12 protein-coding genes and 1 other annotated feature are annotated in these 14,607 nt (G+C 41.9%); of the genes, 1 reads left to right on the forward strand and 11 read right to left on the reverse strand.

All coding sequences use genetic code 11. The annotated features are described in order from the left end of the window. Positions 1–335 precede the first annotated feature (335 nt). The 4 genes from pheT to msrA form a co-directional block, all read right to left on the reverse strand. Positions 336–2,750, reverse strand: coding sequence for a phenylalanine--tRNA ligase subunit beta (pheT, locus tag AFK25_RS11350; RefSeq protein WP_035065420.1), 2,415 nt, complete (start codon positions 2,748–2,750; stop codon positions 336–338). A 15-nt stretch (positions 2,751–2,765) separates the two neighbouring features. Then, a complete protein-coding gene (gene pheS, locus AFK25_RS11355) occupies positions 2,766–3,800 on the reverse strand; it encodes a phenylalanine--tRNA ligase subunit alpha (RefSeq protein ID WP_035065417.1) in 1,035 nt (344 codons plus the stop codon). Between the two features lie 46 nt (positions 3,801–3,846). Then, positions 3,847–4,082: a binding site (T-box leader), on the reverse strand. Between the two features lie 69 nt (positions 4,083–4,151). Then, on the reverse strand, positions 4,152–4,904 hold the full coding sequence (locus tag AFK25_RS11360) for a TrmH family RNA methyltransferase (protein WP_009361816.1): 753 nt from the start codon (positions 4,902–4,904) through the stop codon (positions 4,152–4,154). Further along, on the reverse strand, positions 4,901–5,425 hold the full coding sequence (gene msrA / locus AFK25_RS11365) for a peptide-methionine (S)-S-oxide reductase MsrA (protein WP_026011504.1): 525 nt from the start codon (positions 5,423–5,425) through the stop codon (positions 4,901–4,903). Before msrA ends, AFK25_RS11360 begins: the two co-directional genes overlap by 4 nt. Before the next feature lie 84 nt (positions 5,426–5,509). Between msrA and sspI the strand changes: the two genes are divergently transcribed. After that, on the forward strand, positions 5,510–5,719 hold the full coding sequence (gene sspI / locus AFK25_RS11370) for a small acid-soluble spore protein SspI (protein WP_019416728.1): 210 nt from the start codon (positions 5,510–5,512) through the stop codon (positions 5,717–5,719). Positions 5,720–5,769: 50 nt separating this feature from the next. Here sspI and xylB read toward each other — a convergent pair whose 3' ends face one another. The 7 genes from xylB to AFK25_RS11405 form a co-directional block, all read right to left on the reverse strand. Then, on the reverse strand, positions 5,770–7,269 hold the full coding sequence (xylB, locus tag AFK25_RS11375) for a xylulokinase (protein WP_019416727.1): 1,500 nt from the start codon (positions 7,267–7,269) through the stop codon (positions 5,770–5,772). Between the two features lie 17 nt (positions 7,270–7,286). After that, on the reverse strand, positions 7,287–8,612 hold the full coding sequence (gene xylA / locus AFK25_RS11380; RefSeq protein ID WP_019416726.1) for a xylose isomerase: 1,326 nt from the start codon (positions 8,610–8,612) through the stop codon (positions 7,287–7,289). A 104-nt stretch (positions 8,613–8,716) separates the two neighbouring features. Next, the gene (locus AFK25_RS11385) at positions 8,717–9,343 is read right to left on the reverse strand and encodes a YesL family protein (RefSeq protein ID WP_035065413.1); all 627 of its coding nucleotides are present in this window, start codon (positions 9,341–9,343) and stop codon (positions 8,717–8,719) included. Further along, positions 9,340–11,457, reverse strand: coding sequence for a glycoside hydrolase family 52 protein (locus AFK25_RS11390; RefSeq protein WP_035065410.1), 2,118 nt, complete (start codon positions 11,455–11,457; stop codon positions 9,340–9,342). The genes AFK25_RS11385 and AFK25_RS11390 overlap by 4 nt, the downstream gene beginning before the upstream one ends. A gap of 15 nt (positions 11,458–11,472) precedes the next feature. Continuing rightward, positions 11,473–12,297, reverse strand: a complete 825-nt coding sequence (locus AFK25_RS11395; protein WP_420806293.1) for a carbohydrate ABC transporter permease — start codon at positions 12,295–12,297, stop codon at positions 11,473–11,475. Between the two features lie 46 nt (positions 12,298–12,343). After that, the gene (locus AFK25_RS11400; protein WP_035065406.1) at positions 12,344–13,222 is read right to left on the reverse strand and encodes a carbohydrate ABC transporter permease; all 879 of its coding nucleotides are present in this window, start codon (positions 13,220–13,222) and stop codon (positions 12,344–12,346) included. 72 nt (positions 13,223–13,294) lie between these two features. Beyond that, positions 13,295–14,602 (reverse strand): extracellular solute-binding protein, encoded by a 1,308-nt coding sequence (locus tag AFK25_RS11405; protein ID WP_019416721.1) that lies wholly within the window; start codon positions 14,600–14,602, stop codon positions 13,295–13,297. Positions 14,603–14,607 lie beyond the last annotated feature (5 nt).

Genomic DNA, 14,607 nt, shown 5'->3' on the forward strand with positions numbered 1-14,607 from the left:
GTTAACAGAACACCTAATATTGTTTGATTGTGTGTATTTCCATTACTGTTTAATCTTTTTAAAAAAATCGTGAAATTTAAAAACCACAAAGAACCAATTATCGGTAGAGTAATTAGGTATAGAAACTCCATTTTAACCATTCTTGTATATTTTACCTATTCAACCTCATTATACCTCCAGTTTCTCTCTCTTTCACCGCCAACATAGTGTCGAACCCCGCCATTTTTTGGCGGTGTGCACGCCAATTTTGGCGGACTAGACAAAAATTCCCTCATCCATTCGATGAGGACATAAAAACCCCATCCAATGCTTATGCATCAGATGGGGGCTTCGTTTTATCCGCGCAATGTGGCGCCGAATTGTTGTTCGACCGCTTTGATCACTTGTTCATGAACGTTTGTTACTTCTTCATCTGTTAATGTCCGCGCTGGGTCGTAGTAACGGAGCGCAAAGGCAATTGATTTTTTGCCTTCAGGAAGGCGGTCTCCTTTATAGACGTCGAAAATCGATACGTCTTTTAATAGTTCTCCGCCCGCGGCAATAATTGCTTTTTGCAGCTCACCCGCAACAATATGCTCATCGACGACGAGCGCAATATCGCGCGTAATGGATGGGAAGCGCGGAATCGCTGTATAGCGAATGTCATCTACTTCCGCTTTCAGTAACGCTTCAATGTCTAGTTCAAACACATACGTTTCTTTTAAATCCAATTCTTTTTGTACGACCGGATGAAGCTGACCGACAAAACCGATTGTCTTATGATCTAATAAAATTTCTGCTGTACGCCCTGGGTGAAGGTGATCGCGTTTTGCTTGCTTATATTCCACGCGGTTCTCTAATCCTAGCAACGCAAATAAACCGTCTAAAATGCCTTTTGCAACGTAGAAGTCGACCGCTTTTTTCTCTCCTTGCCATACATGCGCATGCCATACTCCTGTCAAGACGCCGGCTAACCGCTCTTTTTCGTTTGGCAACTCGTTTGCATTCGTTGCTAAATATACCGAACCGATTTCGTATAGCGCTACGTTTTCGACTTGGCGAGCGCGGTTGTAGCTTGCGGCTTCAAGCAAGTGCGGCACTAAACTTTGCCGTAAGACGCTTCGTTCTTCACTCATTGGCAATGCCAAACGGATCGGTTCCGCCGTTTCAAGCGCAAACATCGTCGCTTTCGCCTCGTTTGTGAGCGAGTACGTAATTGCTTGGAACAAGCCCGCATCTTCTAAATAACGGCGTACTTTACGACGCTTTGCTTGGTATGGTGTGAGCTTGCCTGGGTTTGCTTCCCCGACTGGAAGAGTTGCTGGCAAGTTGTCATAGCCATAAAGACGCGCCACTTCTTCAATGATGTCTTCTTCAATCGCAATATCGCGGCGGCGCGATGGAACAGCAATCGTAAACGTTCCGTTATCTTCTGTGAACGTAAATTGCAAGTTCGTTAAAATGCCTGCCACTTCTTCTTTCGTAATGGTTGTGCCAAGCACGTTATTGATACGGTCTAGTGTAATCGTGACAACGACCTCTTTTCGTTGCAGTGTGTTCACTTCCACCACACCGCCAACGACTTCACCGCCAGCATATTCCGCCATTAACATCGCCGCGCGGTCAAGCGCTTCTTTTGTCCGCGCTGGGTCGATGCCTTTTTCAAAACGTGTGCTCGACTCGCTGCGCAACCCATGATCTTTGACCGCTTGGCGAACAATCGGGCTTGCGAAATACGCGGATTCAATAAACACGGTCGTTGTGTCATTTTTTACTTCCGAGTTCGCGCCGCCCATCACACCGGCTAAAGCGACAGGCTCTTTGCCGTTTGTAATGACAAGATGCTCTTCTGTCAGCGTCCGCTCTACATCGTCGAGCGTCACAATCGTTTCACCTGCTTTCGCGCGGCGAACGACAATTTCTTTTGAACCGAGGCGGTCGTAATCAAACGCATGAAGCGGCTGGCCGTACTCAAGTAAAATATAGTTCGTAATATCAACAACGTTATTATGCGGTCGAATACCCGCTGCCATTAAACGCGCTTGCATCCAAAGCGGAGATGGACCAATTTTCACGTTTTTCACAATACGTCCCGCATATAACGGATTGTCTTCTGGCGCGTCGACGCGTACGGAAATGTAATCATAAACGCTTTCGCTGTTTTCGTGAAGTTCGATTGCCGGCAACTTCACGCTCCGTCCTAAAATAGCCGCTACTTCATAAGCAACGCCAATCATACTTAAACAATCGGCACGGTTTGGGGTTAATCCTAATTCTAACACTTCATCATCCAAGTAAAGTAGTTCTAACGCATCAGCTCCGACCGGCGCATCGCTTGGGAAAACGAAAATGCCATCAGCGTATTCTTTCGGCACTAATTTTGATTCCACGCCAAGTTCTTGTAACGAACAAATCATGCCGTTCGATTCCTCACCGCGCAATTTAGCGCGTTTAATTTTGAAATTGCCAGGCAATACCGCACCAACTTTCGCAACGGCAACCTTTTGTCCTTTTGCGACGTTCGGTGCCCCACAAATAATTTGCACCGGCTCTCCTTCACCGATATCAACGAAACATTTGCTTAATTTATCAGCATTCGGATGTTGTTCGCGCTCAAGTACATGTCCGATGACGACACCTTGTATTCCTTTATTGCGCACCTCAACACTTTCCACTTCAATGCCTGCTTTTGTGATGCGATCAGCCAATTCTTTTGCCGTAATATTTGTTAAATCAACATATTGTTGTAGCCATTTATATGAAACAAACATCATGCCAACCTCCTTTTACACCCGATTAAATTGTTGCAAGAAACGAACATCGTTTTGATAAAAATGACGAATATCATCAATGCCGTACTTCAACATCGCAATACGCTCTGGCCCCATCCCGAACGCAAAGCCTGTATATTTTTTCGAATCAAATCCTGCCATCTCCAGCACGTTCGGATGAACCATCCCAGCACCTAAAATTTCAATCCAGCCAGTACCTTTACATACTCCGCATCCGTGTCCGCCGCAATTAAAACATGACACATCAACTTCGACCGACGGCTCAGTAAATGGGAAAAAGCTCGGGCGGAAACGAATGTCGCGGTCTTCACCAAACATTTTGCGAGCAAACTCGCGCAACGTTCCTTTTAGGTCGCTCATGCGAATATGTTCATCAACGACAAGCCCTTCAATTTGCGTAAATTGATGCGAATGTGTCGCATCGTCGTTGTCGCGGCGATACACTTTTCCCGGGCAAATGATTTTTACTGGACCGCGTCCTTGATGCTTTTCCATCGTGCGCGCTTGCACAGGTGACGTATGCGTACGCAATAAAATTTCCTCTGTAATATAAAAGGAATCTTGCATATCGCGCGCAGGATGACCTTTTGGCAAATTGAGCGCTTCAAAGTTGTAATAGTCTTTTTCGACTTCCGGCCCTTCGGCAATCGTATAGCCCATGCCGATAAATAAATCTTCAATTTCTTCAATGACGCGCGTCAACGGATGATGATTCCCGCGTCTAATCGGGCGTCCTGGAAGTGTCACATCAATCGCTTCCGCCGCTAGTTTTTTCTCGACTTCTGCTTGTTCAAGCGTTGTTTGCTTTGCTTCAAGCGCTGTTTGAATCGCTTCGCGCACTTCGTTCACAAGCGCTCCCATCACAGGACGCTCTTCAGGAGACAATGCTCCCATGCCGCGCAACACTTCTGTAATTGGGCCTTTTTTGCCGAGATATGCGACGCGCACGTCATTGAGCGCTTTTAAATCGTTTGCCTGTTCAATTTTTTCAAGTGCTTCTTGTTGAAGCTGTCGTAACCGCTCCTTCATAAAAACCCTCCTCTGATCTATATAAATAAAAAAACTCGCCCCTCACATAAGGGACGAGTGCACTCGCGGTACCACCCTTGTTAGCTATGCCGTTCGCATAGCTCACTTCATTCAGATAACGGCTTCCACCGGAACGCCTTTACATTTTGCATATGCAAAATGGTCCAAGCGCCAACTCCCGAGGTGAATTCACTTGCTTCTACCATAAAAACGCTCGCAGTCTATGGCGTTTTCTCCCTGAATGGCGATCGGCAAGCTACTCTTCTCGATCATCGTCTTTTCATCATGAAATTCTTCATTTATTATAAGCAAATGTGCCATCAGGTGCAAGGTAATCATGCAAACATACGTTTATTTTTTCTGTAAATGATACAGTAAAATGCCTGTCGCAATGGCGACGTTTAATGATTCCGCTTTTCCATAAATCGGCACATATAAATTCGCTGTCGTCTGTTTTAGCCATTGCTCACTCACTCCGCTTCCTTCGTTGCCAACAATTAATGCAAATGATGACGAAGGAGCGACAGAACGATAGTCTACCCCATTTTGAAGCGATGTGCCATAAATCGGAATATGTTCATTTTGAAAGCGAGCCATCCATTGTCCGATGTCTCCTTTTATAACAGGAAAATGAAACAGTGAGCCTTGCGTCGCACGAATGACTTTTGCATTGTATACGTCTGCGCTCCCTTCACCAACAACAACGACGTCTACTCCTGCGGCATCTGCGGTGCGAATGATCGTCCCTACATTCCCCGGATCTTGAACGGCATCAATGAACAATGCTGTTTGCACATCGTCGACGTTCCAATGCAATTGTTTGCATACCGCTGCGATGCCTTGCGGTGTTTCCGTGTCGCTAATTGCTTTCATCACGTCATTTGTCACAATCGTCATCGGAATATGCGCAACGTTCCAGCTTGCTGGAATAGTCGCATGTTCAGCGATGATGATTTCTTCAATATGAACGCCGCTTTTTATTGCCTCTTCGACTAAATGAAATCCTTCAATGAGAAACAATCCGGTTTTGTCGCGCTCTTTTTTCGTTAAAAGTTTTTTCCATTGCTTCACTCGCTCATTTTTCGGTGATTCAATTCGTTTCACTCGTTGTTCCCCCAATGTTTCGCAATAAATTCATCGCGACCTGAAGCAGCGCGGTCTTCTTTATAGTGCTTCGGATTTTTTTTATGGTAATTTTGATGATAGTCTTCTGCTGGATAAAACGTTGTCGCAGGTAAGATTTTGGTAACAATCGGTTTTGAAAAACGTCCACTTTCTTCTAGTTGTTTTTTCGATTGCTCCGCTAATGTTTTTTGTCGCTCATTATGATAAAAAATAGCTGTTCGATATTGCGGACCGCGGTCATGAAATTGCCCGCCATCATCCGTCGGATCAATTTGACACCAATATAACTCTAACAATTTTTCGTACGGAAACACACTCGGATCAAACGTAATTTGCACCGCTTCATAATGCCCTGTCGTCCCTGTTTTCACTTGTTCATATGTCGGATTTTCCACATCACCACCGGTGTATCCAGAAACGATGCCATAAATGCCATCAAGCTCTTCAAACGGAGTGACCATGCACCAAAAACAACCTCCAGCAAATGTTGCTTTTTCCATCTTTCTCTCTCCTCTTTTAATGAATAGTAGTTACCATTATAGCAAAAACTACGTACGCAATACATAAAGAATGGAGTGAAAACAATGGACTTCAACTTACGTGGTGCCGTGATGGCAAACGTCGCAAACAGCTCAAAAGACCAATTAGAACATACGATCGTCGATGCGATTCAACAAGGGGAAGAAAAATATTTGCCTGGTCTTGGTGTCTTGTTTGAAGCATTATGGAATCATGCAACAGATGAACAAAAACAATCGATGCTTGCCACATTAGAAGAAGCAGTAAAAAAATAGCCTTCCATGCGAAGGCTATTTCTTGCACAATTTATTTTAAGGGGGGATTTTTATCGTCTAAACGCTTTCAATTTTTTCGACAGTTCCTTTGTTTGTAGGTATATTTCTTTATACATTTCGAAAATTTCTTTATATCTTTCTACAGCTCGGCTATTCGGCTCAACAACTTGTTCTACGTCTTTAAATATACGAGCACAGTGTTCTAAAGATGGGAACCACTTACAACCGTAGGCCGCAATCATCGCAGCTCCCATACTTGGACCTTGTTCATTCTTTAATTTTTCGATTGGTGTAGCGAATATATCTGCTTGAATTTGTAACCACTCTTCACTCTTTGCCCCACCGCCAATCGAAACGACTGTATCCACACGTTTTCCACTCGCTCTAATGATTTCGACAGATTCATTTAAAGAAAACGTAATCCCTTCTAATACAGCGCGCGCAAAATCCCATGATGTATGAATAGCATCCACTCCGATAAAAGAAGCACGAATATCAGCATCTGCATGAGGAGTTCTTTCCCCAACTAAATACGGTGTGAACAATAGTCCGTTCGCTCCAATAGATGATTGATACGCTCGTTTGACAATTTCAGAAAAAGACATGTGATTTAAAAACGTTCGCTTAAACCAATCAAAACTATATCCCGCAGCTAACGTTACACCCATAATATAGTACGAATTTGGTTTTGCGTGATTAAAATAATGTACTTTTCCCCCAAATTCTCTTTCACCAGTTTGTTCAAATGCAAGCACGACACCAGATGTCCCGATACTACACATCGTTTGTCCTTCTTCTAAAATGCCCGCACCAATTGCCCCACATGCGTTGTCTGCTCCACCAGCAAATACTTTTGTATTTTTTGACAATCCGGTTTTTTCTGCTATTTCCGGCAACAATGTACCAACATAATCCGTGGACTCAACTAATGGCGGACATAAATGAATATTAATATCGAGCGCCTGACAAATTTCCTCACTCCACACCTTTTTACTTATGTCTAGGAGCAACGTTCCTGCTGCATCAGAATATTCCATAGCGATATGACCCGTTAGACGCATGCGAACATAATCTTTTGGTAATAAAAACGTACGGACTTGTTTATAAAGATGCGGTTCGTGCTTTTTTACCCATAATAATTTGGGTAACGTAAACCCTTCGAGTGCCCGATTTTTTGTAATGGACAACAACTTATCTCTTCCAACTTTCTCTTCAATTAATCGGCACTCTTCTGTCGTTCTTGTATCGTTCCAAAGAATGGCTGGACGTACAACCTCATTGTTTTCAGATAATAATACTAGCCCATGCATTTGTCCAGAAAAACTGAGTCCGACAATCGAACTGGGATCGACATTTGATACTTGCAACACTTTTCGTAATGCAGTAATCGTTTTTTCTACCCAATCTTCTGGATTTTGCTCGCTATATCCTGAATATGGTTGATAAAGGGGATACGCCTCTGTGCACTCCCCTTTTACTTTTCCAGTCCAGTCAACAAGTAATACTTTAACTGCACTCGTTCCCAAATCGATGCCAATGACGTGTTCCAAGTTCATCCCTCATTTCGTTAACGAGCTACACAAACTTCAAGTAAATATTGGTTAAGCAACGTTTTTAAACGTTCTTGCCGTCCTGAACGATTGGAAATATCGCGAAGATTTAATGCATATGCCTCTAGTGTATGGAAGTCGGCCTTCCCATCAATGATATCCCGGCCAATTCCTTCTGTATAGCTTTTATACCGTTCCTCAACAACTGATTCAAACACACGATCCTCAATTAAACGATACGCCACTTTTAGTCCAATCGCAAAGCTATCCATTCCGGCAATATGGGCGTAGAATAAGTCTTCTGGTTCAAACGAACCGCGTCTTACTTTCGCATCAAAGTTCAATCCGCCTTTTCCGAGTCCGCCATTTTGTAAAATTTCGTACATCGCAAGAGTAGTAGAATACAAGTCTGTTGGGAATTCGTCGGTATCCCAGCCAAGCAACGGGTCGCCTTGGTTGGCATCGACCGAACCGAGCATTCCGTGAATGCGCGCTACGCGAAGTTCATGTTCAAATGTATGACCTGCCAATGTCGCATGGTTTGCTTCAATGTTGAATTTGAAATAATCTTTTAGTCCATACGTCTGTAGAAACGCTAATGCTGTTGCAACATCAAAGTCGTATTGATGCTTCGTTGGTTCTTTTGGTTTTGGCTCAATTAAAAATTGCCCGTCAAAGCCAATTTCTTTCGCATAGTCAACCGCCATATGCAAAAAGCGGGCTAAATTGTCCAGTTCGAGCTTCATATTTGTATTTAACAACGTTTCATAGCCTTCACGCCCGCCCCAGAATACATAGTTTTCTGCACCAAGTCGTTTGGCAATTTCTAAGCCTTTTTTCACCTTTGCTGCTGCATACGCAAACACATCTGCATTGCAAGAAGTGGCTGCACCATGTACAAAACGAGGATGTGTAAATAAATTAGCTGTATTCCAAAGCAACTTGGTTTTGCTTGTTTTCATGTATTCTTCGATCATATCAACAATCGTATCTAAGTTTTGATACGTTTCTTTTAACGTCGCTCCTTCTGGGGCAATATCGACATCGTGGAAGCAGAAAAATGGAATGTTTAGCTTATCAAATAACTCAAACGCTGCCTCCACACGCGCTTTTGCCAAATCCATTCCGCTGTATCGGTTCCACGGGCGGATCGCCGTACCAACCCCAAACGGGTCTGCCCCATCCCCAACAAATGTGTGCCAATACGCCACCGAAAAGCGCAAATGCTCCTCCATCGTTTTATCCCCGACTTTTTCTTCCGGATTATAAAACTTAAACGCAAGCGGATTTTCCGATGCCGGGCCTTCATACACCACTTTGTCAACGTTTTCAAAATACGCCATACTAAAATCCTCCTCGTCATTTAGTGAAATCGAACTTCTGATAACAGTATAACGCCTTTTTATTTGTTTGTCTATTAGATAAACAAAGTTTGTTTGTTATAAGTTTATGACAATTTCCCCTCTATCTTTCGGAAACATTTTAATGCCCCTTTCATTACAATGAGAGAACATAAACTAGCTCCATAAAACGGAATGAGCGCCGGTATAGACAAAAACAACATTCCTATCAAAATAACCGAGATAGTCAGCGTCAATGTTGTTGCCGGATTAGCTATTCCGATGAAAAATGAATGTTTTATATAATCAACTACTCGCAAATGGTAATGAACATAAACCGGAAAAATATACAAGCAAACAATGAAATAAAACATCGTAATCATCAGCAAAAATGCCAAAAGTATGAGGGAGAGAATCCCTTTCGTGTAAGTCATAAATAAAAAATCAAGAAACAATACACCGGCACCGGTTCCTAAAACAAATCCTATTGCATTTGTTCGCCAAAATTCTTTTTTGTATGTGGAAAAAAACGTCTGAAATACAGGAATATCCTCTTGTCCTGTCAACCATTTTCTCATAACAGTAAATAAAGAAATGGAAGATGGAGCGATTCCAGCCACAACCAGCCCAGCGAAAGTAAAGAAAAACCAAAGAACATTCACATACGCTAATCTCATTCCCCATTCACATAAACGAAAAAGTTTTCCTTCCTCCCAGTACAGTTGCCCTTTCATCTTCCCTCCTCCAACCATAAAATGCTCGTTACGCCGCGCGGGTAGTATTTGCTGCCGCTAATTTCACCAGCGATAATTTGGTCGCTCCAACTCCAAATGGAGAGCGTCGGATGCGTGAGCCACGCGACATGAGCCGCATCAGCCCGTTTTCCTTGTTCGTCCCATTCCCACCCTAAAATGTGGCGAGCAATAAACTGGCATAAATAAATTTTACTTAACCACGAGTTGTTGCTTGTCGAGGAAATTTTCCATCCGCCGTCTGGAAAGAGGCAAATTCCTTCCTGTAATACATAACGCAAATGGTTGCGCAGCGCTTGAATATATTTCCCAAAACGTCCATCCTCTTTTAACGCCTCATGGCAATTCGTAAAATAAGGGAATACAAGCCCTTCAATGGCTGGAATGATTTTTGAGTCATTTCCTTCCCCCATCACCGCTGGGATATATCCTTGATCCGTCACATAGCTTACGATAGTCGCTGCGCATTTTTCCGCTTGTTCACCAGCTAACACGGCTAGCTCTTCGTTGCCGACATCGCTAAACAATTTCTCAAGCGCGACATAGGCTGCCCAGCACTTTCCTGCTAAATATAAGTTATTACGCGCTTGGCCGAGGGAAACATCTAAACTATCATATGTTGTAATCTCTGCGCCACCCATCGTGCGCGTGCTATCAAGTTCCATAATTCCGTTTCGCTTTTCTCGGTCTGGATGATCGCGGCGAACCATGCTTTCAAGGCACTGCTCCAAAATGTCGAGCCGCTTGTCGCGCCATGCCCAATCTTTCGTTTGCTCAATGTATACCGCCGCGCAAAGCACCCAGTTGACGAGCTGTTCGTGTGTCATATGCGAAAAGCAGCCGCTAATGCCATATAGCTCATATGACGAGTAATGTGGGCGCGAGAATGTGTTAGCAACTCCCATATCATGGGTAAAGCTGATGCCGCCCGGATATTCCTTTTCGTCTCCCGGAAAACGGGCACAATCTTCGTAGCTGTATCGCTCCACATACAAATCAAGTACATTTTTCACCGTCCAAGGGTTCATTTTCAATTCAAAAAAGAGTTGGTCAACCGTTAAATCAAACGTGTTCATCATCCGATATTCGCCTTCATTAACGACCCAAATCGGCTTTCCTTCATGCTCAAGCAACTGGGTATTGCCATAGTAGCTGCGAATCGCATGCGCCATCATAAACTTCTGATCATCGGAGAGCCATTCTTTTTCAATGAGTTCATTCGAACGGAACGACTGCTCCTTTAATACGTCCGACTTCTCTAACGCATAAAGGCCGACTTCTTCGAGATTCTTGAAGAAACGGGTGTAAAAATAAGAAGTATCCATTCCCGCCGTTGCATAGCCGCCGCGGTAAAAACAAACGGCAAATTGATATGTTTTCTTTTCTCCCTCCGGCACATCGACGATTAACGCCCCAACTTTCCCAAGTCCAAATGTCCAGTTTTCTTCAAGCGGTGTTGTTAAAATATCTTCCATACTAAAATGCAACGCAGAGCGAACACCCTCGTCTTTGGAGACAATGCCCACAATCCGTCCTTGGCCAACCCCGCGCAACTGCGGGCACGTATCATCGATCCGCCGCATCGAGGTGTACGGGTCGGTGCCTTCGAATCCAAAAAACGCCCGCCGTGTTCTTGTCCCGTTTGTATTATCGATCGTCATCTCTACAATCACAGCCGGAACCAACGCCAACTTGAGTTCTTCCTCGGCTGCTATTTCAGGATCAGGCACCGCCTTTACTGGCGAATAAATCGTAAACGTTAAATCCCTAGATTTCCACGTATCGGTTGCCACACGGAATTCGCGCTTGATCTCCTCTTTTGCAAACGGAATAAGAATGTTTGGTTTTTGCGGATTTGGATCTGGATTTTCAATATCGTATCGTCTGCTTTCATCTTCATTTTCCATTTGTAAAAATGGCAATACATCATATACATTTGACTGTTCTAATGACTCTACACCAATAAACACATTTTGTCTTGGAGGACGAGCTAATTCGAGATCTAATCCTCCACTTTTTCCGGGAAACCCCAGTGTAAAACTAGCAAATGCCCCGACTGGTGAATGATGCGCATTAAAAAACATATTTTTCGGCATAACCATACCCCTTTCTTATCCTTTAATTGCCCCAGCTGTAATTCCTTCCATAATTTTATTGCTTAAAAAGAAGAAAATAATTAAAATTGGTAACACACTAATCATTAAAGTAGCTCCAATTGCTCCCCAATCGGTTGTATACTGTCCGATGAAATTTTGTATTCCTACTGTTAATGTTTTATACTCGTCTGAACTAATGAATGTGTTAACAAATACAAACTCATTCCAGTTATAAATCATGTTAATAATTGTCGTTGTTACAATAACCGGGGAAGTCATTGGCAAAATTACTTGGAAAAACATACGATGCACAGAGCAACCATCCATCACAGCCGATTCTTCAAGTTCACGTGGCAAAGCATTATAAAAACCTAGTAAAATCATAATCGTGATAGGTAAATTGAAACCTATATTTGTTAAAACAATCGACATCGGATGATCGATGAGCTTCACTTTCATAAAAAAGTTAAACAAAGGGATAAGTGTCGAGTGTATCGGAATCATTAATCCGACCATGAACAATCCAAGTACGACATGTTTAAGTTTCCAATTCATCCGTGTAATCGCAAACGTTACAAAACTAGCTAATAAAACGGTAAAAATGACTGATACAGTAGTAATCCACAAACTGTTGAAAAAATAAAGACCAATATCCCCTTCAACCCATACCTTCACATAGTTTTCCCAACGTGGAGGGGAAGGTAAAGAAAAAAGAGGCGTATTAAATACTTCTTGGTTGTTTTTCAGAGAGAAAAATAATAACCAGACAAGAGGAAGTATTTGTAATCCACCTACTAAAAATAGCATCATATAAAAAAGAAACATGCCTATTTTTTTCATATATATATATGTCGATTTCTCCATCGTATCAGCACCCCATACACTATTAATATTGAACTTCTTCTTCTGTGTGCGTTAACTTTCTAATTAACCACGTAGCAACAATACAAAGAATCAACAGAGAAAAAGCAATTGCACTCCCGTATCCAAAATTGAAACTACGAAATGCTTTTTGATACATGTAAGAAGCAATAACTTCACTTGCTCCGTTTGGTCCACCGCCAGTCATTACATAAATCAAATCAAAATATTTCAAAGAACCGACAACAGCCAATACGATTGTCACTTTGATTACACCAGCAATGAGCGGCAATTTAATTTTATATGCTAACTGCCAAGGATTAGCCCCATCAATAATAGCTGCTTCAATAATGGAAGATGGGATATTTTTTAAAGCTGCGTAGTAGATCAATATATAAAACCCTGCGTATTGCCAAATTATAGGTATAAAAACAGAATATAGTACAATTGAAGGGTCAGCAAGCCAATTTGGAGGATCATCTACCCCTAAAGATGAAAGAAATTGGTTCAACATTCCGTTGGAAGGATGATAAATTCTTAACCATAACTGAGCAATAGCCACAGAGGAAAGCAACATAGGAATTAAATAAATTTTCCGAAGCATATTTGCGCCTTTTATCCTTCCCGCAAGAATAAGAGAGACAACTAAATAACCACCAAGGCTCAAAACAGAAAAAACAGCTAATAAAAATGAATGATATACACTTTCCCAAAACATGCCATCTTTTAATAACTGTTTATAGTTGTCCAATGCAATAAATGTTCTTTCACCTATTCCATCCCATTGCATTAAGCTATAATATCCCGTCATAATAATCGGGACATAAACTAATATAACGATCATTAATAAAGCAGGTAGAACGTATAATGCGATGACACGTTTATCAGACATTACTTTGTCCATATTATTTCCTCCCTCATACTTTGAGGAAAAAGGACATATTATAAAAATATGTCCTTTTTCTGTTCTTCATATCTAGCGTGTGTTAGACAATGCTTCTTGGTGCTGTTTTGCGAATTTTTCCGGTGTGACACTTTCCCCAAATAACGACTGAATTAAATTCAAGTGAGTTTGTGCGGCTTCTGGGTTCATCTGCACATCGGCAAATAATGTAATGTTGCTCGCATTTGCTAATTCATTTAAAACATCAATATACATTTGTGGTAATTCAATGTTGGCGGTATTCACTTTTGTTGCTGGAATGACACCAGCTCTTGTGACAGAACGTTCTCCCCATTTTTCAACAAAGAACTTCACAAATTGTTTCGCTTCTTCTTTATGTTTTGAATTTTCAGATACAAATAACCCTACGCCTGGTCCACCAACCCAGCTATCAATATTTCCTTTTCCACCTTCAACTTCTGGGAACTTGAAAAATCCTACTTTTTCTCTAAATTCTTTTGGAATATCTTCATTTGTTGTGAACTGTGGTAAATCCCATGTTCCCATCAAATACATAGCAGCCTTTTCATTTGTAAATTCTGCCTTTGCTTCATCATTCGATAAACCGTTAAATCCTTTAATAAATGCTTTCATTCTCACAAGATTTTGTATTTCTTCTGCAGCTTGTACTAAACTCGGATCCTCAAACGTACCGCTCCCGTTAATCGCATTTTTTAATGTATCTGCTCCACCAATACGATCAGCTAAATACATATACCACATCGAACCTGTCCAACGATCTTTATTTCCTAGAGCAATAGGGGCAACCCCGTTATCTACCAGTACTTGTACAACTTGTTTAAACTCATCGTATGTTTTAGGGACTTCCAAATTATATTTTTCAAAAATCCCTTTGTTATAGTAAATAGGAGTAATATTCAACTCTAAAGGAAGGGCATATGTTTTTCCTTCTAATGCATATGGCTCTGTTGTACCTGAAACAAAATTTTCACGCAATCCGTCGGCTAACAGATCATCTAGTGGAGTAAAGAGCCCTCCTTTCGCATAAGGCTCTAAAAACCCTGCAGCCCATGTCATCCCAATATCAGGAAGTTCATTCGAAGCCCCTAATACTTTCAGTTTGTTTTTATACTGTTCGTTTTCCAAAATTTCTTGTTTAATCTTTACATTCGGATTTTCTGCTTCAAACTCTTGAATAATTTCGTTTACAATCATGTTATGCTGCTTAGAACTTCCCGCCGGCCAAAGATGCATGAAAGTGAGTGTTACTTTTTCCTCACCTTTTCCTTCTGTGTCTTTCTCAGCTGTTTTTTCTGAACAGCCCGCTAAAACAAGCATTAAAACAACTAGCCACAATATTGTATGCGCTTTCTTTAACACTTTCA

It is taken from the genome of Anoxybacillus gonensis (genome assembly GCF_001187595.1).
Classification (GTDB): Bacteria; Bacillota; Bacilli; order Bacillales; family Anoxybacillaceae; genus Anoxybacillus; species Anoxybacillus gonensis.